Source organism: Ensifer sp. ENS11 (assembly GCF_014851895.1).
In the GTDB taxonomy this organism is placed as follows: Bacteria; Pseudomonadota; Alphaproteobacteria; order Rhizobiales; family Rhizobiaceae; genus Ensifer; species Ensifer canadensis.
Genome location: NZ_JACVAN010000015.1, coordinates 31,341 through 55,660, shown reverse-complemented (window position 1 = coordinate 55,660; position 24,320 = coordinate 31,341). Strand labels below are relative to the sequence as shown.

Here is a 24,320-nt window from a genome sequence, read left to right as displayed (position 1 = left end):
GCTTCAGCCGGCGCGCAGGAAGCGGATCGCTTCGTCGCGGCGGTGGAGATAGAGCAGGGTTCGAAGCGCCTCCCCACGGGGCGATGTAAGATCAGGATCCCGCTCGATCAGATAGGCCGCGTCCTTGCGGGCGATTTCGAGCAGATCGCCATGCGCTTCGAGGCTGGCGATACGAAAGCCGGGCGTGCCGGATTGGCGCGTTCCCAGCAGTTCGCCTTCGCCGCGCAGCTTCAGATCTTCCTCGGCGATCAGAAAGCCATCTTCGCTGTCGCGCAGGATCGAAAGCCTTGCCCGGCCGGTTTCACCCAGCGGGCTCTTGTAGAGCAGGATACAGGTCGATGCTTCGTCGCCACGGCCGACGCGGCCGCGCAACTGATGCAATTGCGCCAGGCCGAAGCGTTCCGCATGTTCAATCACCATGATGGTGGCATCCGGCACGTCGACGCCGACTTCAACGACGGTCGTGGCCACGAGCAGGCGGATTTCACCGTTCTTGAAGGCGAGCATGACGGTGTCTTTTTCCGCGCCGTTCATCCGGCCGTGCACGAGACCGACATCCCGGCCGAAGCGCTTGGAGAGACCCTGATAACGTTCATCCGCTGACATGACGTCGATCGCTTCGGATTCTTCGACGAGTGGGCAGATCCAATAGGCTTTCTTGCCCTCCTTGAGGGCTGCAGCGAGGCGGTCGACGATCTCGTCGGTCCGCTCGGTCGGGATGGTAACCGTCTGAATGGGTTTTCGACCCGCCGGCTTCTCCGTCAGCTTGGAGACATCCATGTCGCCGAAGGCCGCTAGCACCAACGTGCGGGGGATCGGCGTGGCCGTCATCACCAGCATATGGGGTGAGATGCCTTTGGCGGTCAGGCGCAGGCGCTGGTGGACGCCGAAGCGGTGCTGTTCGTCGACGACCGCAAGCGTCAGCCGGTCGTAGTTGACCGTATCCTGGAACAGGGCGTGTGTGCCGACCACGATCCGCGTCTCGCCGGAGGCAATGCGCTCCAGGATCGCGTCGCGCTCCTTGCCTTTGGTGCGTCCCGTCAGAACATCCATCGTAATGCCTGCGGGTGCAGCCATTTTCGACAGCGTCGCGAAATGCTGCCGGGCGAGGATTTCCGTCGGAGCCATCAACACGGCCTGGCCGCCCGATTCGACCGCCGCCAGCATCGCCATCAGTGCAACCATGGTCTTGCCGGAGCCGACGTCGCCCTGCAGCAGCCGCAACATCCGGTCGTTTCCGGCCATGTCCTTGAGGATATCGTCAATCGCAGTCGATTGGCTCGTGGTCAGCGAGAAGGGCAGTGCGGCGGTGACAGGGCCTGACAGCTTGCCTGTCGCATGCACCGGCGTCCCGGTAACCTTGCGCAGGCGCTGGCGAACAAGGGCCAGGGAGAGTTGGCCGGCCAGGAATTCGTCATAGGCGAGCCGTCGGCGCGCCGGCGCCTGCGGGTCGATATCGGTGGCGTCGCGAGGTTCATGCAGAGCGCGGAAGCTGTCGGCGGCACTTTGAAAGCCCTGCTTGTCCGCAAGCGCACCGTCGATCCACTCGGGCATGTCAGGCACGCGGGCGACGGCCGCCTCGATCGACTTGCGCAAGATGCGGGCGGAGAGACCGGCCGTCAGGCCATAAACCGGTTCGACCAGCGGCAGGTTGTCCGCCTCGCTGGCCTTTACCATATAGTCCGGGTGAACCATCGACGGCCGCCCATTGAACCAGTCGACCTTGCCGCTGACAATCACGGTTTCGTCGACCGGCAGCGATTTTTCCAGCCAGTTGCCTTTGACGCGGAAAAAGGTGAGCGCCAGTTCACCGGTGTCGTCATGCAGGAAGATACGGTAGGGCAGGTTTTGCTTGCCCGGCGGTGGAGGCTGATGGCGATCGACGCGGCCGGTGATCGTGACGACGACGCCTTGCGGCGCATTGGCGATTCCTGGCTGCTGCCGTCGATCGATCAGCGAGTGCGGCGCATGGAAAACCAGGTCGACGACGCGGCAGTCTTCGATGCTTTCGCGGCCGAGAAGTCGGGCATATAGCTCGCCGATCTTCGGGCCGATGCCGGGTAGGGTGTTGAGCGGTGAAAAGAGCGGGTCGAGCAGGGCAGGGCGCATGGCAATGAAATTGCGACGACAATTCGGGGTTTTGCAAGGCTGACAATCATCTATTCAGCGTTTATAGAGCCCAATGACGACAAACCGTACCTCCGCGGACGGCAGGAAGGAATCTCCATGACTGGCATTTCACGCACCAGCGCCGATCTCGATCCGCGTCGCCGCCGGATCCTGTTTCGTGCCTGGCATCGCGGCATACGCGAAATGGACCTGATCCTCGGGCAGTTTGCAGAAGCCGAGCTTTCCGCCTTGTCCGACATTGAACTGGACGAGCTTGAGATCATCATGGGCGAGGAAGACAACGATCTCGTTAGGTGGATCATCGGCGAAAAGCCGGTGCCCGAACGCTACCAGACGCCGATGTTTACGCGCATCGCGGCCTACCGCCCCAATTTCGAGCGGCTCCCCGAAGAGATGAAGTAGATCGATGCTGGCTGGCCTTGACCCGAAGAAGATTGTCGCCGCGACCCGTGAAGTCACGATTGGCCCGGTTCCATCCGGCGCCGAAGCGCTGGTGCTTGCCGATCTGGCCCGCGCCGGTGCGCCGATCGCCTACATTCTTTCCGATGGCCAGCGCATAGCCGACCTGGAGCAGGTCCTCGGGTTCGTTGCCCCCGATATACCGGTCCTGACCCTGCCTGGGTGGGACTGCCTTCCCTATGACCGGGTATCTCCGAGTGCCGATACCTCGGCGCGCAGGCTTGCGGCCCTCAGCGCTCTGATCGCCCACCGCAAGAAGCCGCATGCGGCGATCGTGCTGGTGACGGTCAATGCCGCGCTGCAGAAGATTTCGCCGCAGGATGTGATCGAAAGCCTCGCTTTCTCCGCGCGTCCCGGCAACCAGGTGCGCATGGACGATGTCGCGGCGCGTCTGGAACGCAACGGCTTCGAGCGCGTGGCGACCGTTCGCGAAGTCGGCGAATATGCCGTGCGCGGCGGCATTCTCGACGTCTTCGTTCCCGGCAGTGGCGATCCGCTGCGGCTCGATTTCTTCGGCGACACGCTCGAAACCATCCGCTCCTTCGATCCGGCCAGCCAGCGCACGACCGGCCAGGTCCGCTCCCTCGACCTCAACCCGATGAGCGAGGTGTCGCTGACGCCGGAAACCATTAGCCATTTCCGCAAGCAATATCTGTCGCTCTTCGGTGCCACGACCCGCGATGATGCGCTCTACCAGGCCGTTTCCGAGGGGCGTCGTTACGCCGGCATGGAGCATTGGCTGCCGCTCTTCTACGATCGCCTCGAGACCGTCTTCGATTATCTCGAAGGCTTTCGCATCGTCACCGACCATGTGGCGCGGGAAGCCGCAGCCGAACGGTCGAAGCTCATTCTCGACTACTACGATGCCCGCCACACGGCAGCGTCGCCGGGCAGGTCGCTGGCCACTCAGGGCACGCCCTACAAGCCGGTGCCGCCTGAGTTCCTCTATCTGAACGCGGAAGGATTTACGGCGGCGCTAGTCGAGCGCAGCGCCGTCCGGCTCACGCCCTTCAACGAGCAGGAAGGCGAGGTCCGCCAGGTCGTCACCGTCGATGCGCGGCAAGGTGCGCGCTGGGCAAAGAGCGCCGGCGAAGGCGAGGCGGAGAGCGATCGCGTCAACGTCTTCGACCAGGCGGTGAAATACATCGCTGAGAAGCGCTCCAAAGGCTTCAAGGTCGTCGTATCAGGCTGGAGCGAGGGGTCTCTCGACCGCCTGCTGCAGGTTCTCGTGGAACATGGCCTTGGCAATATTCGCCAGATCAAGGCGCTGGCCGACGTCAACACGCTGAAGTCAGGCGAAGCCGCAGCGGCGGTCCTCAGCCTTGAAGCGGGTTTTGAAACGGGTGATCTCGTTGTTATCGGCGAGCAGGACATTCTCGGCGATCGCATGGTCCGCCGCTCCAAGCGGCGCAAGCGCGGTGCCGACTTCATTGCCGAGGTCGCGGGCCTTGATGAAGGCAGCTACGTGGTGCACGCCGAACACGGTATCGGCCGTTTCGTCGGACTGCGCACGATCGAAGCGGTCGGCGCGCCGCACGATTGCCTCGAACTCCTCTATGCCGACAACGCCAAGCTCTTTCTCCCGGTCGAAAACATCGAGCTCCTGTCCCGCTACGGGTCCGAAGGGACCGATGCGATTCTCGACAAGCTCGGTGGCGTCGCTTGGCAGGCTCGCAAGGCGAAGCTCAAGAAGCGTCTGCTCGATATGGCGGGCGGTCTCATCCGCATCGCCGCCGAGCGCCACACCCGGCATGCGCACGTGCTGGTGGCCCAGGATGGAGCCTATGACGAATTCGTCGCGCGCTTCCCCTATGACGAAACCGAGGACCAGCTGAGTTCGATCGATGCCGTGCGCGAGGATCTTGGCAGCGGGCGGCCGATGGACCGCCTTGTCTGCGGCGACGTCGGCTTTGGCAAGACGGAGGTTGCGCTGCGGGCGGCCTTCATCGCGGCAATGAATGGGGTTCAAGTTGCTGTCGTCGTGCCGACGACGCTGCTTGCGCGGCAGCATTTCAAGACATTCACCGAACGTTTTCGCGGCCTGCCGATCCGCATCCAGCAGGCGTCGCGCCTTGTTGGCTCCAAGGAACTGGCGCTGACCAAGAAGGAAGTAGCTGATGGCAAGACCGATGTCGTGGTCGGCACCCATGCCCTGCTCGGAACGACGGTCAATTTCGCCAACCTTGGCTTGCTGATCATCGACGAGGAGCAGCATTTCGGCGTCAAGCACAAGGAACGGCTGAAGGAGCTGAAGTCGGACGTGCATGTGCTGACGCTGTCGGCGACACCGATCCCGCGCACGCTGCAACTGGCATTGACCGGGGTGCGCGAACTGTCGCTCATTACCACGGCGCCTGTCGACCGCATGGCGGTGCGCACCTTCATTTCGCCGTTCGACGCGCTGGTGATCCGTGAGACCTTGATGCGCGAGCATTATCGCGGCGGCCAGAGCTTCTATGTCTGCCCACGCCTCAGCGATCTCTCGGAGATCCATGACTTCCTGAAATCCGATGTACCGGAGCTGAAGGTCGCCGTCGCCCACGGCCAGATGCCGGCAACCGAACTCGAAGACATCATGAACGCCTTCTATGAAGGGCAGTATGACGTTCTGCTGTCGACGACCATCGTCGAATCCGGCCTCGATGTGCCAACGGCCAATACCTTGATCGTGCATCGTGCCGACATGTTCGGCCTGGCGCAGCTCTACCAGCTTCGCGGCCGCGTCGGTCGTTCGAAGGTGCGCGCCTTCGCGCTGTTCACGCTACCGGTCAACAAGACGCTGACGGCAACGGCCGAGCGGCGGTTGAAGGTGTTGCAGTCGCTGGACACGCTCGGCGCCGGCTTCCAGCTGGCAAGCCACGACCTCGACATTCGCGGCGCCGGCAACCTGCTCGGCGAAGAACAGTCCGGCCATATCAAGGAAGTTGGCTTCGAACTCTATCAGCAGATGCTCGAGGAAGCGGTCGCTGAGCTCAAGGGTGAGGAAGAGGTCCACGATACCGGCTGGTCGCCGCAAATCTCTGTTGGCACGCCGGTGATGATCCCGGAACATTATGTGCCGGATCTGCATCTGCGGCTTGGCCTTTACCGCCGCCTTGGCGAACTGACGGACCTCAAGGAGATCGACGGTTTCGGCGCGGAGATGATCGACCGCTTCGGCCCGCTGCCGATCGAGGTGCAGCACCTCCTGAAGATCGTCTATATCAAGTCGCTCTGCCGCACGGCCAATGTCGAAAAGCTCGATGCCGGCCCGAAGGGCGTCGTCGTGCAGCTCCGCAACAAGGAATTCCCGAACCCGGCAGCGCTGGTCGGCTACATCGCCAAGCAGGGCACGCTGGCGAAGATCAGGCCGGATCACAGCATCTTCTTCCAGCGCGAGCTGGTTACGCCGGAAAAGCGCCTCTCGGGCGCGGCGATGGTGATGACGCAGCTCGCAGGGTTGGCGAAACAGGTTTAATCGCCTTCGCGCCGCTGTTCCTTTGGCGGCGCGAGAGGACTTGCCATTGCTTTAGCTTTTCTGCGTACTTCCTTGAATCGCTTCCGATTTAAGGGAATCAAGCGGTAGCCTTCATCTGCGCGATTTCGCGAAGCGCGTTGCTGAGCACTTCGACCGATTGCGCACCCATGACGGCATATTGCCCGTCGAGGATGAAGCAGGGGACGCCGGTGACGCCCATCTCGCGTGCCATGCCGATCTCTTCTTTGACTGCATCCTTGTCGGCATCCGAGTTGAGGAGCGCTGCGATAACGGGCCGGTCGAGGCCGGCCTCAGCGGCGATATCGAGCAGAACAGCCTGATCGCCGACATTGCGGCCGTCCTCGAAGTTCGCCTTGAAGAGCAGGCTGACGACGGCCGATTGCGCCACTTCGCCATTGGTCGCCGCCCAGCGAATGAGCCGGTGCGCGTCGAGCGTATTGGGGCTGATCTTCACCGCATCGAAATCGAAGGCGATGCCATCGGCATTGCCGAGTGCTTTCAACGTCTCATGCGCCTTGTCGACCGCTGCCTGGCCACCGAGCTTGGCGGCAAGATGCTGCTTGTGATCGACGCCTTCAGGCGGAAGGTCGGGATTGAGCTGATAGGGACGCCACTGCACTGCGACCTGCAACTCCGAGGCGACATCGGCGATCGCCTGGTCGAGCCTAGCCTTGCCGAGATAGCACCACGGGCAGACGACGTCGGAGACGATATCGATGCTGACGGTTTGCATGATGTGAGATGCCTTTCCTCTTGGACAAAGCTGCGAGATAAGCCGGTTCCATCGGGCTTTCAATGCGTTCCTGCTGCATGTTTTATCCTTAAATCGCATTCGATTTAAGGATAAAACATGCAGCAATTCAAAGTGCCGCAGCGACCCTGGCGCGTCTGAGAAGACGCGCGGCGCTGTAGAGGGAAGCGACCCTTTTATTGGGCGTTCGCGTCCCACCAGGCGGGCAACTGGTAGCCATAGAGCGGCACGGTGGCCGGCCGGGCAATATGCTTGCGCCGTGCAACCCACTGGGCATCCAAGTGGTAGAGCGGCACGAGGTAGGAATTGTTGACCAGCAACCTGTCATGGGCACGAACGGCCGCGGTGAAATCTTCTGTCGTTCTGGCCTGCAGGATGTTCTCGACCATCCGGTCGACGTCCTTGTCGGCAACGCCGGCAAAGTTGTCGCTTCCTTGGCGATCGCGCGACTGCGAGGTCCAGCGCCCCACCTGCTCGATGCCCGGCGAGAGCGTGGACGGGAAGGACTTGATAATGACGTCGTAGTCGAACGACTGGCTGCGTTGCTGATACTGCGAATCGTCGACCGTGCGCACGGAGGCCTTGATGCCGAGCGGCGCCAGGAAGCGCTGGTAGGCAAGGGCGATCTTCTCCTGGCCGGCATTCTGGCTCATGATTTCGAAGGCAAGCGGTGCGCCCTTGGCGTCGACCATCTTGCCGTCCTTGATCTGATAGCCGGCCTCGCGCAGCAGCGAGACGGCAACGCGCAGCACATTGCGGTCGCGGCCGGAGGCATCCGTCACCGGCAGGCGGTAGGTGCCGTCGAGGATCGCCGGGTTGATCTGTTCGCGCGCATCGCCGATCAGCCCGAGTTCGCGGTCATCGGCTGCCGCGCCTAGGAACGAAAGCGTCGAGTTCTGCCAGTAGCTCTGGGTGCGGGTGTATGCGCTGTCGAACAGGTTCTTGTTGACCCACTCGAAGTCGAAGACGAGCGCCAAGCCTTGGCGGAGCTTGAGGTTGTCGAACATCGGCTTGCGGGTGTTGAAGACGATGCCCAGCATGCCCGAAGGCGTCTTCGGTGTGAACGTCTCCTTGACGACATCGCCAGAGCGCACGGCCGGAAAATCGTAGCCGCGCGCCCATTTTGTGGCGCTGCCTTCCGGGTAGATGTCGATTTCGCCCTTCTTGAAGGCTTCGAAGAGGGAATTTTCCTGCAGGAAATACTCGACGGAGATCTCGTCGTAATTGTCGAATCCGACCTTGGAAGGAAGGTTCTTGGCCCAATAATCCGGGTTGCGGCGATAGACGATCCGTTCGCCCGGCTTGACTTCAGCAACGCGATAGGGGCCCGAGCCAAGCGGGGCCTTGAGCGTTGTCTGGTCGAAGGTCGCCACATCGGTTGCATGTTTCGGCAGAACCGGAGAAAGCCCGAGCAGCAGCGGCAGCTCGCGGTCAGCATCTTCGGTGAAGGTGAAGCGGACGCTGAGGTCGCCGACCTTCTCTAGTTTCGCCACCTTCGCCATTCGGTTGCTGAAGGGAACGCGGCCCTTGTCGCGCATCAGTTCGAAGGTGAAGATGACATCATCAGCCGTTACGGGCTGCCCGTCCGCCCAGCGGGCATCCGGGTTGATGTTAAATTGAATGAACGTCCGGTCGTCGTCCCATTCCACCGTCTGGGCGAGCAAGCCGTACATCGTGAACGGCTCGTCGCGGGAGCGTTGCATCAGCGATTCGTAGACGAGATTGCCGTATTCTGGATCCCACATGCCGCGCGCTGTCGTGCGCATGCTCTTCAGGATGAAGGGATTGACGCTGTCGAAGGTCCCGACCACGCCGTAGGAAATCTTGCCGCCCTTCTTTACATCGGGGTTGACGTAGGGGAAACTTTTGAAGTCCGCGGGCAGGGCAGGCTCGCCGTGCATTGAGATGGCATGCACGGGAGCGGCCGTCGCGGCGCCACCGAATGCGGTTGCGGCCAGCAGGATGGCCAGACCGGAAAGAATTGTGCGCAACGTTATCTCCAGTGAAGTGGCATTAGGCCGATTCCCGGCACGTTACCAATGCCGGTCGACAATTCCAACCGAAGCTATACGCAAATTCCGGCGGGCAAGAGGTCAAAAAAAAGCAAGAAACACTGGATAAACCGCACGAGCCAATGTAACAGGTGTTTCCGGAAACGGGGTCATGCATTTGCCTTATTTGGCCAACAGGACAACGGCGGCTGACGATACTCACCTGCGGAACGAATTGTTCCGTTACCGGATTTCAGGAGACGGAATCACAATGATCTTCAAGTCGAACTTCACCAAACGTGCGGGACTGGCAACGCTGGCGCTTTCTGTAGCAGCTGCGGGCGTTCCGGGCGTTGCATCTGCCCAGCAGGCAGGTGGCAAGCCCCCGCAGGGTTGGTTCAAGGTCTGCACCAAGCAGGAAGACAACGATGTCTGCATCGTTCAGAATCTGCTGACAGCAAACAACGGTCAGCTCGTCACCGCAGTTGGCCTCATCACCGTAACCGGCAAGGTCAACCGCAAGGTCCTGCAGATTTCGGTGCCGTCAGCGCGACTGATCCCGACCGGCGTCCAGATGCAGATCGACGGCGGCAAGCCGGTGAAGCTCGACTACGCCATCTGCATGCCCGACAAGTGCGTGGCTGAAGCCCCGCTGTCCGACCAGCTGATCGCAAGCCTGAAGAAGGGCAACGAGGTGGTCTTCACCTCCGTCAACTTCCAGCGCGCACCGAACCCGATCAAGATGGGTCTCGAAGGCTTTACCGGCATTTTCGACGGCGAGCCGATCGAACAGTCGCAGCTCGAAGAGCGCCAGCGCCTGCTGCAGGAAGAAATGCAGAAGAAGGCTGAAGACGCGCGCAAGAAGCTTGAAGACGCCCAGAAGGCGGCCAAGCAGAACTAAGCGCTTCGGCCCACGCCAGGAATAAAGAAACGCCCGGACGAAATCCGGGCGTTTTTCATTTGGGCGAGGCGGCAGTATCGGCCGCTAGTGGCGGAACGTCACCTTGGGCTTGTAATGCCCGATGTCATCCTTCTCGAACAGGGCGTCGACCTGAGCGTGGCGTATCGGCCGATCGCTCTCGTCGGAAACCAGGTTCTGTTCGGACACGTAGGCGACATACTCGCTGTCGTCGTTTTCGGCGAACAGGTGGTAGAAGGGTTGATCCTTGCTTGGGCGGATCTCCTGCGGGATGGCATTCCACCATTCCTCGGTGTTTGCGTATTCCGGGTCGACGTCGAAGACGACGCCGCGGAACGGGAAAACCCGATGGCGAACCACCTGTCCGATCTCGAATTTCGCGTTTCTCTGTTTCATGACGCAACACATCCTTTCAAGGGATTATCTGGGTTGCCAAACCCAAAACATCAATAGGGTGCCATGCACGGCTTCGTGTACGTCTTCCCTGCCTTCTTACACCTCCGCGGCAGGTTGCCCCTAAAAAACAAGCCGACGGGGTCCCTTGAACCCCGCCGGCTTGCCACGTCGTTTCGGGCCGGGTGCGGCATCCGCCGTCCGACCCGTCGGTCTTAGACCGAGTAGTACATGTCGTACTCAACCGGGTGCGGGGTCATTTCGTAACGCATGACTTCCTGCATCTTCAGTTCGATGAAGGAATCGATCTGATCGTCGTCGAAGACGCCGCCGGCGGTCAGGTACTTGCGATCCTTGTCGAGGCTTTCGAGCGCTTCGCGCAGCGAGCCGCAAACGGTCGGGATCTTCTTCAGTTCCTTCGGCGGCAGGTCATAGAGGTCCTTGTCCATGGCCTTGCCCGGATGCAGCTTGTTCTTGATGCCGTCGAGGCCGGCCATCAGCATCGCTGCGAAGGCGAGGTAGGGGTTGGCGGTCGGATCCGGGAAGCGGACTTCGACGCGCTTGGCCTTCGGGTTGGTGCCGAACGGAATGCGGCACGATGCCGAGCGGTTGCGGGCGGAATAGGCAAGCAGAACCGGGGCTTCGTAGCCGGGGACGAGACGCTTGTAGGAATTCGTCGACGGGTTGGTGAAGGCGTTCAGCGATTTTGCATGCTTGATGATGCCGCCGATGAAGTAGAGGCAGCTTTCCGACAGGCCGGCATATTCGTCGCCTGCGAAGGTCGGCTTGCCGTCCTTCCAGATCGACAGGTGCACGTGCATGCCCGAGCCGTTGTCGCCGAAGATCGGCTTCGGCATGAAGGTTGCGGTCTTGCCATAGGCGTTTGCGACCTGATGCACGACGTACTTGTAGATCTGCATCTTGTCGGCGTTGCGAACCAGAGCATCGAACTTGACGCCGAGTTCGTGCTGCGCAGCGGCCACCTCATGGTGATGCTTTTCGACGGTGACGCCCATTTCGGACAGAACCGTCAGCATTTCGGAGCGCATGTCCTGGCAGCTGTCGATCGGCGGGACCGGGAAATAGCCGCCCTTGACGCGCGGACGGTGGCCGAGGTTGCCGGTCTCGTAGTCGGTGTCGTCGTTGGACGGCAGTTCCGAGGAGTCGAGCTTGAAGCCGGTGTTATAAGGATCGGCCTTGTACTTGACGTCGTCGAAGACGAAGAATTCGGCTTCCGGGCCAACGAAGACGGTGTCGCCGATACCGGAGGCCTTCAGGTAGGCTTCGGCCTTCTTTGCCGTGCCGCGCGGGTCGCGGTTGTAGGCTTCGCCCGAAACCGGATCGAGAATGTCGCAGATGATGACCATCGTCGACTGCGCGAAGAACGGGTCCATATGCGCTGTTTCCGGATCGGGCATCAGCACCATGTCGGACTCGTTGATGGCCTTCCAGCCGCCAATCGAGGAACCGTCGAACATGACGCCGTCGGCGAACATGTCTTCGTCGACGCAGACGACATCCATCGTTACATGCTGCAGCTTGCCCTTGGGGTCGGTAAAGCGCAGGTCGACGAACTTGACGTCGTTGTCCTTGATTTGCTTCAGAATATCGCTTGCAGTCGTCATTGTCAGTAATTCCCTGTGTGAGATGACGAGGTTTGAAAAGTGCAGGGCCGAGTGGCCCCTGAGGATCAGATGGCGTCGAGGCCGGTTTCGCCGGTACGAATTCGGATGACTTCCTCAATGTTGGAAACGAAAATCTTTCCGTCGCCAATCCGGCCGGTTTGTGCAGCATTGCGGATTGCCTCGATGACAGCCTCCGCGTTTTCGTCCGCCAGCACCACTTCGACCTTTACCTTCGGCAGGAAGTCCACGACGTATTCGGCGCCGCGATACAGCTCCGTGTGACCCTTCTGTCGACCGAAGCCCTTTGCTTCCGTGACGGTAATGCCCTGCAGGCCGACTTCCTGAAGGGCTTCCTTCACTTCGTCGAGCTTGAAGGGTTTTATGATCGCTTCGATCTTTTTCATGAGAAAATGTCTCTCCGCTTCTCCCTTTAAAGCAGGATCATGCCCGCTCGCCGCTCAATATGCACGTTGCATGCCAGTTTTTCTGCAAAATGATTGCCGAGTGGCAAAATTTCTTTTGGGTGACGAGCGGTGGCTGCTTTCCATGCCTTTGCCGCCAGGAGGTCTGCCTATTTTTATAAGTTTTCCACCGGTGTCCTCGGATTTGCGACGATGGTCTGGTCGTGGAAGGCATCAAAGCACGTTATTTAAGCAATAAATATGTGCAGATGCATCAAAGATGAGCAGATAGCATTTTGTGCGTGCCACTTGCCGTTGGCCGGCGCAGAGCGTTAAGTCTGAGGCATGCACTCTTCGCTTCATGACGTGTTGATTACGCCGGCCGAAATGGCGGCTATAGACCTGGCAGCCGCGCAATCGGGGATCGACAGCTTCCTGCTGATGCGCAGCGCCGGGTTGGCAGTGGCTGCCGCAGTGCTCAGGTTGTTTCCGCAGGCACAACGCTATGTCGTGCTGTGCGGCCCCGGCAACAATGGTGGCGACGGCTATGTCGCGGCATCAGCGCTTGCCGAGTGCGGTGCGAACGTTGCCGTTTTCGCCTTCGGCGACCCGGCCGCCGCCCTTTCTGGCGATGCGGACCGTGCACGGCAACTGTGGGATGGCGCGATAGATCCGCTTGCTTCGCTCGTGCCGCATCTTGGAGATGTTGTCGTCGATGCACTCTTCGGCGCAGGGCTCTCGCGCGATCTGCCGGAACAGGTGGTGCAAGTAATTGAAAGGATCAACGCTAAGGGCGTGCCCGTCATTGCCGTCGACCTGCCGAGCGGCGTTGACGGTCGAACCGGGCAAATCCGGGGGGCGGCATTCGCGGCAAGCCACACGATCACCTTCATGGCGAGGAAGCCGGGTCATCTGCTGCTTCCCGGCCGCTCCCTGTCCGGCGCGCTTGACGTAGTCGATATCGGCATACCGGCTCGCATCGTGCAGGCGCAAGGCGGCGGCTGGCGCCTCAACACGCCGGCGCTCTGGTCAGATCAGGCGTCAAGGTTTGACGCGTCGACCCACAAGTTCCGCCGTGGCCATCTGGTTGTCTTCTCGGGAGGAGCTCAGGCGACTGGTGCCGCGCGGCTGTCGGCAGCGGCCGGTCTTGCCGCCGGGGCCGGTCTGGTGACGGTGGCGTCACCGAAATCGGCTCTTGATATCAATGCGGCACAACTGACGGCGGTGATGCTGAGGGAGATCGATGATCGGCAGGACCTGGAGCATTGGTTGCGGGACACAAGGCTCGGCGGTTTTGTTCTCGGGCCCGGGTTCGGCGTTGGCGACCGAGCGTGCGACTTTGCGCTACAACTTTGCGACCGCGCGCTGGTTCTCGATGCGGACGGCATCACGTCGTTTCAGGAGCGCAGGTCAGAATTGTTCGAGCGGCTGGCGGTTGCGGCCGGCAGGGTGGTGATGACTCCGCATGAGGGCGAGTTTGCCAGGCTCTTCCCCGAGATCGCTCGCGACGAAAAGCTGTCGAAGATCGAGAAGGCCCAGGCGGCGGCGCGGATCAGCCACGCCACAATTGTCTACAAGGGAGCCGATACCGTCATCGCGGGGGCGGATGGGAAGGTTGCCGTGAACGCCAACGCCCCGCCGTCACTGGCAACGGCGGGATCCGGCGATGTTCTCGCAGGCATTGTCGGTGCGCATCTGGCGCAGGGCATGCCGGCCTTCGAGGCTGCCGCGGCCGGTGTCTGGCGCCATGGTGCTGCCGGTGCGCGTGCCGGACCGGGGTTGACGGCCGAAACCTTGGTGACGTCGATCCCGCCGCTTGGCTGAAGCGTTCGGCGTTGTAAAAAAAAGCCCTCGGTTCGCTGGCGCGAGCCGAGGGCGTACATGTTGGCATTAGCTGATTATTAGCCGCGCGTTCCCTTGGCGATCGGCTCCTGATAGGTGAAGCCCAGATCCCACGGAAAGTAGATCCAGGTGTCCTGGCTCACTTCGGTCACGAACGTGTCAACCATCGGCCGGCCCTTGGGCTTGGCGTAAACGGCGGCAAAATGTGCCTTCGGCAGCATGGCTCGAACTTCGGCTGCCGTCTTGCCGGTATCGGTCAGGTCGTCGATGATCAGCACGCCTTCGCCGCCATCCTTGGCAATCTCAGGCGCGATGCCCTTCAGCACCTTCATCTGTCCCTGCGTGTCGTAGTCGTGGTAGGAAGCGATGCACACCGTCTCGATCATGCGGATATTGAGCTCACGGCAGATAATGGCCGCCGGCACGAGTCCGCCGCGCGTGATGCAGACCATGGCACGCCATTCCTGCCCCTGGTCGGCCAGCCGCCAGGCAAGCGCGCGCGCGTCGCGGTGGAACTGATCCCAGGAAACGGGGAAGGCTTTATCGGGCAGGGACATTTCTGGGCTCCGGCTTGTCTGGACGAGGTAAAGGCGAAGCATCCGGCAGATCGGGCAGGCGCTGACGCTTCATCCTGATTTGCCGACATGCAATAGCGGCAATGACGGCCGGTGCGCAAGAGCTTCGCATCCTTCCACATCTGCCGGCTCCTCCCGCCGGCCGTCAGACTTTGGCGCGGGAGGCGGTGATCGTATCGATCATTGCCTGCACATCGGCAGCGGCCGCCGACAAAGCCTGCGGATCGCGCGCCCGCACGACGATGTCGGTGGAGAAGACCTTGCCGTCGAATTTGGGGTAGGAGCCGATGCTCGTCTCCGGATGGTTCTTCTGCACTTCGGTCAGCGGCGTGCCGATGTCGCCTTCCCCATAGGGCGAGCGGACCGATTGCGAGAGCAACGGCGTACCGGTCTGCAGATCCGGCATGATCGCGTCGAGCATCGCCTGGAACACCTGTGGCACGCCGGCCATCACGTGCACGTTGCCAATGGCAAAGCCCGGTGCGGTGGAGACCGGGTTGGGGATCAATCGGGAACCCTCCGGCATGCGCGCCATGCGCTTGCGCGCGTCCGAGAATTCCATGCCGCGGCGTTCGTACATCGCGCCGAGCAGTGTCATGGCTCGTTCGTCATAGATGCAGTCTACAGCGAAAGCCTTCGAGACCGCGTCGGCCGTGATGTCGTCATGGGTCGGCCCGATCCCACCAGACGTAAAGACGTAGTCATAGCGCTCGCGCACGGCGTTGATGGCGTCGACGATCGAGGCTTCCTCGTCGGGAACGATGCGGACCTCGCGCAGATCGATCCCGACCATCGTCATCATGTCGGCGAGATGGCCGATGTTCTTGTCCTTGGTCCTGCCGGACAGCAGCTCGTCGCCAATGGCGACCATGGCGGCAGTAACGATCTTAGGGCTGCTCATTGGCGATCCTGCTTATGTGAGATGATTGTTCAGTAGCATCAGGTGATTGCTCGAGAATTGAGGACGCTCTGTTGACCGTACGGCTCCTGGCAACCGGACGCATTTTGATAAATCCTGCAGGCGACGGTAATCAAGCGGAATTGCCTGAATCCAAAGGAGCATTTATGGCCAAGGTTCTCGTTCTCTACTATTCGGCATATGGACACATCGAAACGATGGCCAACGCGGTTGCGGAAGGCGCCAAATCGGCAGGTGCCGACGTCGTCGTCAAGCGCGTTCCCGAACTGGTCTCGGAAGACGTTGCCAAGGCATCGTACTACAAGGTGGATCAGGCCGCACCGATCGCAACTATCGACGAACTGGCGGACTATGACGCCATCATCTTTGGCGCCGGCACACGCTACGGCACCGTTGCCTCGCAGATGCGCAACTTCATCGACCAGACCGGGTCTCTCTGGGCGCAGGGGCAAGCTGGTCGGCAAGGTAGGCTCGGCCTTCACGTCATCGGCAACGCAGCATGGCGGCCAGGAAACAACCATTCTCGGCTTCATTCCGACCCTGATGCACCACGGCATGGTCGTCGTCGGCCTTCCCTATGCCTTCCAGGGACAGATGGGTCTTGAAGAGATCAAGGGCGGTTCGCCCTACGGCGCTTCGACCATCACCGGCGCTGACGGCGCGCGCCAGCCTTCGGCGGTCGAGCTCGATGCCGCTCGCTATCAGGGTGCGCATGTCGCCAAGATTGCGACGAAGCTGTCAGCCTAAGCCACGGAAAAGACTTGAAAGATCACAAGGAAAGCGGCCCCCGCAAAGGGCCGCTTTTTCGTTGTTGCACGGCCTGTCACATTCTGATTCGCGAAAGTGGCCTATCGGCCTATTCCTGTGTTAATATCCGCCCCGTTCGGCATGAGAATGCCATTGACGAGGAGGAATATTGGGCCGGGCGGTAACGGCCCGCGAAAGGCGGGATTGCCTTTCGGAGTGCAGGGAGAGAAGCATGGCGCGCATCACGTACTCCATCGTTCCCCACGACGGCGGTTGGGCCTACAAGGCAGCCGACGCTTTTTCGGAACCCTTTCCCAGCCGAGAAATGGCGCTGGCGGCCGCCAAGGCCGCAGCGGCTGAACAGCAGGTCGGCGGCGACGACGAGGATATCAGTTTCCAGGACGAAAAAGGCGACTGGCACTTCGAGCATACCGATGGCGGTGACCGACCCGAGGCAACCGTCGAAGACGGTTGACAGACTTTTCGGACAATTTGATCGGTCCGTTCCACGTAAGCTTCTGCAAGAGTATTGCGTCCACTGCATCTGCATAGCGGAGGATTTTCAATGCAACACTACAGCGTTCAGATCTTCACCTGGACCGCCCGCAATGGCGTGCAACAGGTAGGGTCGGCAATTGAAGTCGATGCACTCAACCCTAAGGCGGCAGCGGTTTCCCTGCTTGGCCTGCGGTTAGAGGACAAGGGAGCCTGCACGAAACTGGCGGTCAGGGTCTGGCACGATGATGCTCAGCGGGCCGAATGCGATTGCTTCTACTACCACTAAGCGGCACACCAACTAAAGGCGGACTTACGTAGGGCCATCGGGTGAGCGGGTAGGCGCGCTGTGTTGCGCGTGAAGCACTTTCCGCAACAGCCATCTGGTGCGGGCGGCGGGGATCGAACCCGCACAGCCGAGGCCGAGAGATTTTAAGTCTCTTGCGTCTACCAGTTTCGCCACGCCCGCACTGGGCGTTTTCAGTACCTTGGGCGTTATCGTTTTGGAAGGGCTAACAGCGGATTTTTCGTTGCCCAGTTCATGTGCCCGTGTTGCCCTCACTGGTTTGAAACAACGCCCGCGGAACGCGCGCCGGTGTTCGATGCGCTACATAGGGTTTCGGGCCAGGGCAAATACGCCAAGGGCGTGCGCCCGACCATGGGTGAAAATATCCGGAAATCAGGGCGACCGAGGCCGCCCTTTCCTAAAATTCAGTTGCCGTTGTAAAAAGACTTACCGTTACTCGATGCAGCCCCACGTTTATCCTGTGCCTTTTTTTCCGAGGCTGGAGGTCCATCACGACTTATAGCGTTCATGCGATTCCGGCCATAGGCCAGTTCAAGACCGATGTGGGTCTTGACGGCTGTCTGCTTTTCGACAGGCGCGGACGACACAGCGGCGAAGGCCGAGCCGGCAAACGCGAGCGATGCCACTGCGGCAATGATGATCTTCATTGATAGTCTCCTTGGTTCGAACCCGGCGCACTACGGTTAGCAAACGGGGAACCTTGGCGTAGATCGGCAGGGAGATCAGTGACATACGGCAGATGCCGTATTTCGACCGCGGTCGAGGTGGCGAAACCTAGGAATGGTTACGGCAAGCTTTAGGAGATGTGCGCCGGGGCGTGTTGCAGACCTGCGGCGTCAGTTTAGAAGTTCGTGGCGATGCTGTGGCTGTAAATCCGGCCCTCTTCAGCCTTCTTGGCCGCAAGAGGTACCACGACGATGAAGGCGACGAGAGCGAGAATGAAAGCCGGTCCGGGAAGCGCCACCACAGATTTCCTCGATTTATGATCGTCCCCACTATTTGGGAGTTAGGCTTAATTGAAGCTGAACGGCAGCTGTCGAATGGCTGTCGAGAAACGAAAAATGGCGTCTTCAGAAGTCTTTATTGTTGCGGATCGTCCGAAGGCGAAGCGGTTCTGCATCCAAACTTGATTGTCGCGTTCTTGCTGGCCGATAGCGTGAGCCTCACGGTGAGTTTGGAGCAGCCGGACGACCTCAGCCGCTGCCGGCGCTTTCACCAATTGTTCCTCCCTCAAATGGGTTATTGGGGAAGGGTAGGCCGGGTTCGTACTGTGGATGTTCGCGCCTCGTTCGGCATGTTTTAGGCGTCGCTTTATATTGGGCGCGACCAATTTGCCTTTGAAGCCGGTAGTGCCGATCCACCGGAGGGCGACCTACTTTCCTTAAATCGTATTCGATTTAAGGAAACCTGCAGTAATTCAAAGTGCTACAGCGACCTTGCGCGTCTAATAAGACGCGCGTCGCTTTAGGTACATTTGTAACAGGGGTAAGCCGGGCTCTATGCCGGGGCGCAAGGTTACTCCCGGACGGGAATGCCCGCTTCGCGCGCAGCATCGATGAAGGCTTTGCGGGCGGCCTCTGCCGGTTGCTTGCCCTCGATCACGGCAGCACACGTATCGAGTGCCAGTGTCAGCAGCGCGCTGTCTTCGAGCGGCCAGTCCTCGATCATCGCCCAGGACGCTTCGGTCGTGTTCGTAATGGTCGTGTATTTCTCCGGTCCCTCCAGGGCCAAAGCTACGGGCTTTTCCCAATTTTCGGCCATGTCGATCACCTCGATTTCGATTGATGGCGGCACATAACACAGATCTGGCCGATTCCGCGAGCGGTGCGATGGCTGCCAGCGTCTCTGCGATACCCGGTCGTCTGCACGCGCACATACGCTCTGCATTGCAATTTCGGGCCCGCTGCCGGGCCGTGGATCGGGCTATTTCGACGGCCGCAAAGCGGAAGGCGCTTTGGATCGGGCGGAGTTTATGCGTCCTTTTCCTTCTGGCGCAGACAATAGAAGATCGCGCCAGCAAGCAGTGCTCCAAGGCTATAGGCGAAGAATGCCTGGAAATACGGGCCGCCTGACGCGAAAATGTAGATCGGCGGTGCGATGAACAGCATTATTGCCAAGCCGACAAGGCGAGATGCAAAGACGCCCGTGGAGGAAAGCTTCCTGACAATCCACCCGATCAGCATGCTGGTGAACGCCATGGCGACAGTGGCCCCGAATAGCTCCGCCAAACTGTTTCTCCCTCAACGTGCCTTTCGGTTTCCCGCAGCTTTCTCCGATTCGTTCGGATTTCATAGCTCTTTTCGGGTCGCCCTAAAGCGCAGGACCACAAGCCTCGTCATCGCAACTTACGATGTCAAAGCCGCTCTGGTCCAGGCGAGAGCCCTACTGCATGGTTCCTTAAATCCTATTCGATTTAAGGATAAAAACAGGCAGCAATTCAAAGGGCTACAGCGACCTTAGCGCGTCTTATTTAGACGCGCGGCGCTGTCGTCGGGCAACGTTTGCAGTGCATCCGACAGACCACCGAGATCGGCGATCTCGCGGAAGCGCGGATGGCTGTCGGGTTTGTCGTGATGCTCGAATGCCCAGGTGAGGGCATGCGGCACATAGATGCCCCAACTGCCGGCCTCGAGGGCAGGGACGATGTCGGACTTCAACGAGTTGCCGACCATCAGGCTTTTCGCCGGGCCGTCGCCGTGGCGTGTGAAGATGCGATCGTATGTGGCGGCCGTTTTGTCGCTGACGATTTCGACGGCGTTGAAGTAATCGCCCAATCCAGAGGCGGCGAGCTTGCGCTCCTGGTCGAAGAGGTCGCCCTTGGTAATCATCACCAACCGGAAGGTGCCATGAAGCGTCTCGAGCGTTTCCTTGACATGTGGCAGCGGCTCGACCGGGTGGACCAGCATCTCGCGTCCGGCCGCAAGGATTTCTGCGATCACCGATGACGGGACGCGCCCGTCCGTCACGTCGACAGCGGTCTCCACCATCGACAGCACGAAGCCCTTGATGCCAAAACCGTACAGGCCGAGGTTGCGCTTTTCGGCGGCCAGCAGCCGTGCGGGCAGGCTTTCCGTGTCGGCATGGTCCTTGAGCAGTTCGGCGAAGCGCGCCTCGGTCAGGCGATAGAACTGTTCGTTTTGCCAAAGCGTATCATCGGCATCGAAGCCGATCGTCGTAATCATGTCAGGCATTGTCTCACGGTCCGGCTATCTTGAACGGCTGATCGATCGTCGCTGTCTTGCCGCTGTTGATATCGTTGAAATGGAAGCGCAGCACGTAGTCACCGACCGGAGCCCCGGAAACGTCGATCGTCAGGGTCGAATAGATCTCCTGGTTCTTGAGGTAACCGGTGAAGGTGAAGTCGCCAAATGCCTTCTGCCCGGCAAGGATATCGCCCTTGGGATTGAGGATGTCGAAATCGACGGTGAAGTGCGTTTCCAACTTGCCCTTGGTGGCCGCGTCCTTCCAGGTGAGGCCGACCGGTTCGACGTAGGATACGAGCGCTTCCCCGGTCTTGAAGACGGTCCCGTCCTTGGGCTCGTACATGGCATAGCCAGCCGGTTCCTTGGTGATGAAGACGGCCTTGCCGATGGAGAACGGCAGGGTTTGCGAAAAATCACCGACCGCTTGCCGCAGGAGTTCCCGTGCTTTGGCCGGGTCGCCGGAGGTCGCCAATTGTTCCGCCTTGGTCGCGGCGTCGACGAGCGGCCCGGCCTTTGCCTCGACGCTTATGCAGAGCATGCTTGCGGCGGTTAGCACCGCCAGCAGTGACCGATGTTTCGCCATGACGTTCCCCTTTGTCCCTTGGATGCGACTTTCGGCATTTGCCGCATCGAGTCAAGACGATAGGGCCGGCGCGGCAATGGTCAATGTTTCCAGAAGATCGGCGTCAGAATCACCAGAACGGTCAGCACTTCCAGACGACCCAGCAACATCATCAGCGACAGGAGATAAAGCTCCGGGTCCTGGAGTGTCGAGAAGTTGCCCGCCGGGCCAATGAGACTGCCGAGGCCGGGACCGACATTGGAAAGGCAGGTGATGACCGCTGAGGTCGCGGTTATGAAATCATAGCCGAGCGCGCCCATGCCGAGGCTGCCCAGCACCCACAGCAGGATATAGGTGGTGAAGAACAGGAAGATCGCGCGCTGCGTATCGGCATCAACAGTGTTGTTACCGTAACGTACGGCATAGATCGCATTGGGGTAGATGAGCTTGTTGAGGCCCGAGCGGATGGCGTTGAAGAGCACCACGAAGCGATAGGCCTTGATGCCGCCGGCAGTCGATCCGGAACAGCCGCCCATGAAGGTTGCGATGAAAGCGACCATCACCACGAAGGGACCCCACAGGCTGTAGTCCTCGCTCGCATAGCCGCTGGTCGAAAGGATCGAGGTGATGTTGAAGAAGGAATGTGCAAGCGCCAGGTGAAACTCGACGCCACTGACGAGGCGATGATAGATCGCCACGGCGATCGAGAAGGCCGAGAGATAGCCGAGGAAGACGATGATCTGCGGGTCGCGAAGCGCGTCGAGGCGGCCGCGCACGACAAGCACGATCAGGATCGAGAACGGCAGGCTGCAGAGCGCCATGAAGAAGGTCGCCGTCCAGAGCAGCGGGATACTGCCGAAATAGCCGAATGACGCATCATGCGTCGAGAAACCGCCCGTCGCCACCGTCGACATCGCATGATTGATCGCGTCGAACCGGTTCATGCCCGTCATGTTGTACCCGATCGTGCAGAGAACCGTGATCGAGATATAGATGAGAAGGAATGCGCGGCTGAAGCTTGCGACGCGAGCGAACGGCTTGTCGCTCGTATCGGAGGATTCCATCTTGAAGAACGACATGCCGCCAACCCGGAGATAGGGGATGATGAACAGGCCAAGGACGACGATGCCGATGCCGCCGAGCCAGCACAAGAGCGAGCGCCAGACGAGCAGTCCCGGCGGCGCATCGTCGAGCCCGACGATGACGGTCGATCCGGTTGTCGTGATGGCGGAGACGGATTCGAACAGCGCCTGCGCGAAGTCGAGCTTCAATGAAGACAGCCACAGCGGGATGGCGCCGACGACTGAAAATACCGCCCAGAGCAGGTTGACCAGCAGAAAGCCGAACTTCTTCGAAAACGGCGGCGGTCCCATGCGCGTCGCCATGAACGTCGCTGCCGAAAGGCCGCCGATCATGAAGGCGGATACAGCAAAGATCTGCCAATCGCGATGGCCGTAATAGAGGTCGACCATCGCCGGCACGAGCATCGCCACCGACAGGTAGAGGCCGAGGATCGCTGCGATGTGCACAGCATGCCGGATCAGGGTTGCGTTCAAACGTTCGATTTCCTGGAAATGAAACTACGTGATCTGGCGAGGCGCGAAGCGGTTACATTGTCCACCGCCGGTCGATTCGAGTCAAAGCGATGGCCTCGAGCGCTGCAATGTGCAATAGCGGCTGCCATCGGCAAACTCAATGGATGACCTCACGTGACGAAGCAGGATGTTGACAACGCAACCACGGCGATGCGTGATATTTTTCCGGCCACGCCGCTGCAATTGAACGAACATCTGAGCGCCAGGTACGGCGCCAACATCTTCCTCAAGCGCGAGGACCTTTCGCCGGTTCGCTCCTACAAGATCAGAGGCGCGTTCAATTTCTTCCGCAAGGTGCTTGGTGCCGGCGCGACGGGCAAGACCTTCGTGTGCGCCTCGGCAGGCAACCACGCGCAGGGCTTCGCCTTCGTCTGCCGGCATTTCAGTGTTCCTGGCGTCGTCTTCATGCCGGTGACCACGCCGCAGCAGAAGATTGACAAGACCCGCATGTTCGGCGGCGAGTTCATCACGATCCGCCTTGTCGGCGACATCTTCGACCAATGCTACAAGGCTGCGCGCGAGCATGTGGAAACGATCGATGGCGTCATGGTGCCGCCGTTCGATCATCTCGACATCATCGAAGGGCAGGCGACTGTTGCCGCTGAAATCGCCGAGCAATTGCCCGAGGGCGTCAGGCCCGATCTCGTCGTGCTTCCGGTCGGTGGCGGTGGCCTGTCGGCCGGCGTCACCGGCTATCTGAAGGATGATGTCGCCGCCGACCATTTCGTCTTCTGCGAACCATCAGGCGCGCCGAGCCTCCGGCAGAGCCTCGAGACCGGCAGTCTTGTCACGCTCGACCAAGTCGACAACTTCGTCGATGGCGCAGCTGTCGGGCGGATCGGCGATCTGAATTTTGCGGCTCTTCGCCGCTTCTCTGCCGACCAGGTCATGCTGCTTCCGGAAAACGCGATCTGCATGACGATCATCGACATGTTGAATGTCGAGGGCGTTGTGCTCGAGCCCGCAGGCGCATTGTCGATCACGGCGCTGGACGCGATCGGTCGCGAAAAGCTTGAAGGCAAGACCGTCATCGCCGTCGTCTCCGGCGGCAACTTCGACTTCGAGCGTCTTCCTGACGTCAAGGAGCGGGCGATGCGGCATGCGGGGCTCAAGAAGTATTTCATCCTGCGCATGGCGCAGCGCCCTGGTGCCTTGCGCGACTTCCTCAACCTGCTCGGCGACGAGGACGATATCTCGCGCTTCGAATATTTGAAGAAGTCCGCGCGCAATTTCGGTTCGATCCTCATCGGCATAGAGACCAAGCACGCGGAGAATTTCCCGATCCTGAAGTCGCGGTTCGACGCTGCCGGCCTGCGGTATCAGGACATCACCGAGAACGAGATCCTGTCCAATCTGATCATCTGACGGCTGGTGGGCGGAGACGTAATGGCAGAGGGTCGACATCGACACTTTGGCTTTGACAGCTTTCGCCGTCGCGTCTAAGTCTTGCTCATGGCATCATTTTTCTCAAAACTGTTCGGCCGCTCCGGCTCCACCGAAAACGAGGCTCAAGGCGCATCGGGAAAAACCGAAGCCTATGCAGAGTGCACGATCCGCGCGACACCGATGCGCGAAGGCTCGCAGTTCCGTCTGGCTGGCAGCATCGAGAAGACGATCGCCGAAGGCGACGTGCGGGTGCGCAGCTTCATCCGGGCCGATCTGTTCACGTCCGAACAAGACGCGATCGATGCCGCTTTCCGCAAGGGCCGCCAGATCATCGACCAGACCGGACCGTCGTTGTTTTCTGACGACGCCCCGTCGCGGCAAGTCTGATTGTTGGCGGCAAGCCGCGACGTCCGATTTATAAAAATATTGCAGTGACTTGGCGTCAAGAGCTCGTGTCCATCGTAAGCGCAAGCGGCTCACTCACGTCCAGATTGATGGCTGCTTCAGCATCCGCATTGCCGCTTTTGGCATTTGCTGGTAGC

The 24,320-nt window shown here is 60.3% G+C and carries 24 protein-coding genes, 1 tRNA gene and 1 pseudogene; 9 read left to right on the top strand and 17 right to left on the bottom strand.

Features of this window, described 5'->3' with window-relative positions; translation table 11 throughout:
- Window positions 1-3: 3 nt before the first annotated feature.
- Window positions 4-2,109 carry an ATP-dependent DNA helicase RecG gene (recG, locus tag IB264_RS24075; protein WP_025427008.1) on the bottom strand — a complete coding sequence of 702 codons (2,106 nt, stop codon included), beginning with the start codon at window positions 2,107-2,109 and terminating at the stop codon, window positions 4-6.
- 117 nt (window positions 2,110-2,226) lie between these two features.
- On the opposite strand from recG, the gene IB264_RS24070 reads away from it, so the two are divergent.
- Together IB264_RS24070 and mfd are read left to right on the top strand one after the other, a co-directional pair.
- Entirely contained in the window at window positions 2,227-2,532 is a 306-nt protein-coding gene (locus IB264_RS24070; protein WP_025427009.1) for a succinate dehydrogenase assembly factor 2, read from the top strand.
- A gap of 4 nt (window positions 2,533-2,536) precedes the next feature.
- A complete protein-coding gene (gene mfd, locus IB264_RS24065) occupies window positions 2,537-6,046 on the top strand; it encodes a transcription-repair coupling factor (RefSeq protein ID WP_025427010.1) in 3,510 nt (1,169 codons plus the stop codon).
- A 97-nt stretch (window positions 6,047-6,143) separates the two neighbouring features.
- Here mfd and IB264_RS24060 read toward each other — a convergent pair whose 3' ends face one another.
- Both IB264_RS24060 and IB264_RS24055 read right to left on the bottom strand, forming a co-directional pair.
- Complete coding sequence (locus IB264_RS24060; protein ID WP_025427011.1) at window positions 6,144-6,800, bottom strand: DsbA family oxidoreductase; 657 nt, start codon at window positions 6,798-6,800, stop codon at window positions 6,144-6,146.
- Between the two features lie 194 nt (window positions 6,801-6,994).
- The gene (locus IB264_RS24055) at window positions 6,995-8,809 is read right to left on the bottom strand and encodes an extracellular solute-binding protein (protein ID WP_025427012.1); all 1,815 of its coding nucleotides are present in this window, start codon (window positions 8,807-8,809) and stop codon (window positions 6,995-6,997) included.
- 271 nt (window positions 8,810-9,080) lie between these two features.
- Here IB264_RS24055 and IB264_RS24050 point away from each other — a divergent pair, with 271 nt between their 5' ends.
- Window positions 9,081-9,710 (top strand): invasion associated locus B family protein, encoded by a 630-nt coding sequence (locus IB264_RS24050; protein ID WP_057209395.1) that lies wholly within the window; start codon window positions 9,081-9,083, stop codon window positions 9,708-9,710.
- 84 nt (window positions 9,711-9,794) lie between these two features.
- Here IB264_RS24050 and hspQ read toward each other — a convergent pair whose 3' ends face one another.
- The 3 genes from hspQ to IB264_RS24035 form a co-directional block, all read right to left on the bottom strand.
- Window positions 9,795-10,124, bottom strand: coding sequence for a heat shock protein HspQ (gene hspQ / locus IB264_RS24045; RefSeq protein WP_025427014.1), 330 nt, complete (start codon window positions 10,122-10,124; stop codon window positions 9,795-9,797).
- Between the two features lie 212 nt (window positions 10,125-10,336).
- Window positions 10,337-11,746: a type I glutamate--ammonia ligase gene (glnA, locus tag IB264_RS24040; protein WP_025427015.1), complete on the bottom strand. Its 1,410-nt coding sequence runs from the start codon at window positions 11,744-11,746 to the stop codon at window positions 10,337-10,339.
- Between the two features lie 65 nt (window positions 11,747-11,811).
- Complete coding sequence (locus IB264_RS24035; RefSeq protein WP_025427016.1) at window positions 11,812-12,150, bottom strand: P-II family nitrogen regulator; 339 nt, start codon at window positions 12,148-12,150, stop codon at window positions 11,812-11,814.
- Between the two features lie 342 nt (window positions 12,151-12,492).
- On the opposite strand from IB264_RS24035, the gene IB264_RS24030 reads away from it, so the two are divergent.
- Complete coding sequence (locus tag IB264_RS24030; protein WP_025427017.1) at window positions 12,493-13,971, top strand: bifunctional ADP-dependent NAD(P)H-hydrate dehydratase/NAD(P)H-hydrate epimerase; 1,479 nt, start codon at window positions 12,493-12,495, stop codon at window positions 13,969-13,971.
- A gap of 77 nt (window positions 13,972-14,048) precedes the next feature.
- Here IB264_RS24030 and gpt read toward each other — a convergent pair whose 3' ends face one another.
- Complete coding sequence (gpt, locus tag IB264_RS24025) at window positions 14,049-14,546, bottom strand: xanthine phosphoribosyltransferase (RefSeq protein WP_025427018.1); 498 nt, start codon at window positions 14,544-14,546, stop codon at window positions 14,049-14,051.
- Between the two features lie 163 nt (window positions 14,547-14,709).
- A complete protein-coding gene (locus IB264_RS24020; protein ID WP_025427019.1) occupies window positions 14,710-15,465 on the bottom strand; it encodes a competence/damage-inducible protein A in 756 nt (251 codons plus the stop codon).
- A 164-nt stretch (window positions 15,466-15,629) separates the two neighbouring features.
- Here IB264_RS24020 and wrbA point away from each other — a divergent pair.
- From wrbA to IB264_RS24005, 3 genes and pseudogenes are all read left to right on the top strand, one after another.
- Window positions 15,630-16,230: pseudogene (wrbA, locus tag IB264_RS24015) on the top strand (NAD(P)H:quinone oxidoreductase).
- Window positions 16,231-16,462: 232 nt separating this feature from the next.
- Window positions 16,463-16,705: a DUF2188 domain-containing protein gene (locus IB264_RS24010; RefSeq protein WP_025427021.1), complete on the top strand. Its 243-nt coding sequence runs from the start codon at window positions 16,463-16,465 to the stop codon at window positions 16,703-16,705.
- A gap of 90 nt (window positions 16,706-16,795) precedes the next feature.
- The gene (locus IB264_RS24005) at window positions 16,796-17,014 is read left to right on the top strand and encodes a hypothetical protein (RefSeq protein ID WP_025427022.1); all 219 of its coding nucleotides are present in this window, start codon (window positions 16,796-16,798) and stop codon (window positions 17,012-17,014) included.
- A 95-nt stretch (window positions 17,015-17,109) separates the two neighbouring features.
- On the opposite strand, the gene IB264_RS24000 is transcribed toward IB264_RS24005, so the two are convergent.
- From IB264_RS24000 to IB264_RS23965, 9 genes are all read right to left on the bottom strand, one after another.
- A tRNA-Leu gene (locus tag IB264_RS24000) sits at window positions 17,110-17,194 on the bottom strand.
- A gap of 242 nt (window positions 17,195-17,436) precedes the next feature.
- Window positions 17,437-17,679: a hypothetical protein gene (locus tag IB264_RS23995; RefSeq protein WP_025427023.1), complete on the bottom strand. Its 243-nt coding sequence runs from the start codon at window positions 17,677-17,679 to the stop codon at window positions 17,437-17,439.
- Between the two features lie 194 nt (window positions 17,680-17,873).
- A complete protein-coding gene (locus IB264_RS35180; RefSeq protein ID WP_255569942.1) occupies window positions 17,874-17,996 on the bottom strand; it encodes a hypothetical protein in 123 nt (40 codons plus the stop codon).
- Between the two features lie 48 nt (window positions 17,997-18,044).
- Window positions 18,045-18,248 (bottom strand): hypothetical protein, encoded by a 204-nt coding sequence (locus IB264_RS23990; protein ID WP_128090372.1) that lies wholly within the window; start codon window positions 18,246-18,248, stop codon window positions 18,045-18,047.
- A 299-nt stretch (window positions 18,249-18,547) separates the two neighbouring features.
- Window positions 18,548-18,793, bottom strand: coding sequence for a DUF982 domain-containing protein (locus IB264_RS23985; protein WP_025427025.1), 246 nt, complete (start codon window positions 18,791-18,793; stop codon window positions 18,548-18,550).
- Window positions 18,794-19,002: 209 nt separating this feature from the next.
- The gene (locus IB264_RS23980; RefSeq protein WP_025427026.1) at window positions 19,003-19,260 is read right to left on the bottom strand and encodes a hypothetical protein; all 258 of its coding nucleotides are present in this window, start codon (window positions 19,258-19,260) and stop codon (window positions 19,003-19,005) included.
- Between the two features lie 228 nt (window positions 19,261-19,488).
- Complete coding sequence (locus tag IB264_RS23975; RefSeq protein WP_057210396.1) at window positions 19,489-20,223, bottom strand: HAD family hydrolase; 735 nt, start codon at window positions 20,221-20,223, stop codon at window positions 19,489-19,491.
- Window positions 20,224-20,227: 4 nt separating this feature from the next.
- Window positions 20,228-20,818, bottom strand: coding sequence for a hypothetical protein (locus tag IB264_RS23970; protein ID WP_025427028.1), 591 nt, complete (start codon window positions 20,816-20,818; stop codon window positions 20,228-20,230).
- A gap of 80 nt (window positions 20,819-20,898) precedes the next feature.
- Window positions 20,899-22,353, bottom strand: coding sequence for a TrkH family potassium uptake protein (locus tag IB264_RS23965; protein ID WP_025427029.1), 1,455 nt, complete (start codon window positions 22,351-22,353; stop codon window positions 20,899-20,901).
- Between the two features lie 153 nt (window positions 22,354-22,506).
- Between IB264_RS23965 and ilvA the strand changes: the two genes are divergently transcribed.
- Both ilvA and IB264_RS23955 read left to right on the top strand, forming a co-directional pair.
- Window positions 22,507-23,757, top strand: coding sequence for a threonine ammonia-lyase (ilvA, locus tag IB264_RS23960; RefSeq protein WP_025427030.1), 1,251 nt, complete (start codon window positions 22,507-22,509; stop codon window positions 23,755-23,757).
- Window positions 23,758-23,844: 87 nt separating this feature from the next.
- Window positions 23,845-24,165, top strand: a complete 321-nt coding sequence (locus IB264_RS23955) for an HlyU family transcriptional regulator (protein WP_025427031.1) — start codon at window positions 23,845-23,847, stop codon at window positions 24,163-24,165.
- Window positions 24,166-24,320: the final 155 nt, after the last annotated feature.

What these genes read in the sequence shown, in the direction of transcription:
- mfd (WP_025427010.1), top strand. Translation starts at nt 2,537, where the DNA reads ATGCTGGCTGGCCTTGACCCGAAGAAGATTGTCGCCGCGACCCGTGAA.
- recG (WP_025427008.1), bottom strand. Translation starts at nt 2,109, where the DNA reads ATGCGCCCTGCCCTGCTCGACCCGCTCTTTTCACCGCTCAACACCCTA.
- IB264_RS24035 (WP_025427016.1), bottom strand. Translation starts at nt 12,150, where the DNA reads ATGAAAAAGATCGAAGCGATCATAAAACCCTTCAAGCTCGACGAAGTG.
- IB264_RS23975 (WP_057210396.1), bottom strand. Translation starts at nt 20,223, where the DNA reads ATGCCTGACATGATTACGACGATCGGCTTCGATGCCGATGATACGCTT.
- IB264_RS24060 (WP_025427011.1), bottom strand. Translation starts at nt 6,800, where the DNA reads ATGCAAACCGTCAGCATCGATATCGTCTCCGACGTCGTCTGCCCGTGG.
- IB264_RS23955 (WP_025427031.1), top strand. Translation starts at nt 23,845, where the DNA reads ATGGCATCATTTTTCTCAAAACTGTTCGGCCGCTCCGGCTCCACCGAA.
- IB264_RS24005 (WP_025427022.1), top strand. Translation starts at nt 16,796, where the DNA reads ATGCAACACTACAGCGTTCAGATCTTCACCTGGACCGCCCGCAATGGC.
- glnA (WP_025427015.1), bottom strand. Translation starts at nt 11,746, where the DNA reads ATGACGACTGCAAGCGATATTCTGAAGCAAATCAAGGACAACGACGTC.
- IB264_RS23995 (WP_025427023.1), bottom strand. Translation starts at nt 17,679, where the DNA reads ATGAAGATCATCATTGCCGCAGTGGCATCGCTCGCGTTTGCCGGCTCG.
- hspQ (WP_025427014.1), bottom strand. Translation starts at nt 10,124, where the DNA reads ATGAAACAGAGAAACGCGAAATTCGAGATCGGACAGGTGGTTCGCCAT.
- gpt (WP_025427018.1), bottom strand. Translation starts at nt 14,546, where the DNA reads ATGTCCCTGCCCGATAAAGCCTTCCCCGTTTCCTGGGATCAGTTCCAC.
- IB264_RS24050 (WP_057209395.1), top strand. Translation starts at nt 9,081, where the DNA reads ATGATCTTCAAGTCGAACTTCACCAAACGTGCGGGACTGGCAACGCTG.
- IB264_RS24070 (WP_025427009.1), top strand. Translation starts at nt 2,227, where the DNA reads ATGACTGGCATTTCACGCACCAGCGCCGATCTCGATCCGCGTCGCCGC.
- IB264_RS24030 (WP_025427017.1), top strand. Translation starts at nt 12,493, where the DNA reads ATGCACTCTTCGCTTCATGACGTGTTGATTACGCCGGCCGAAATGGCG.
- IB264_RS24010 (WP_025427021.1), top strand. Translation starts at nt 16,463, where the DNA reads ATGGCGCGCATCACGTACTCCATCGTTCCCCACGACGGCGGTTGGGCC.
- IB264_RS23970 (WP_025427028.1), bottom strand. Translation starts at nt 20,818, where the DNA reads ATGGCGAAACATCGGTCACTGCTGGCGGTGCTAACCGCCGCAAGCATG.
- IB264_RS23985 (WP_025427025.1), bottom strand. Translation starts at nt 18,793, where the DNA reads ATGGCCGAAAATTGGGAAAAGCCCGTAGCTTTGGCCCTGGAGGGACCG.
- IB264_RS24020 (WP_025427019.1), bottom strand. Translation starts at nt 15,465, where the DNA reads ATGAGCAGCCCTAAGATCGTTACTGCCGCCATGGTCGCCATTGGCGAC.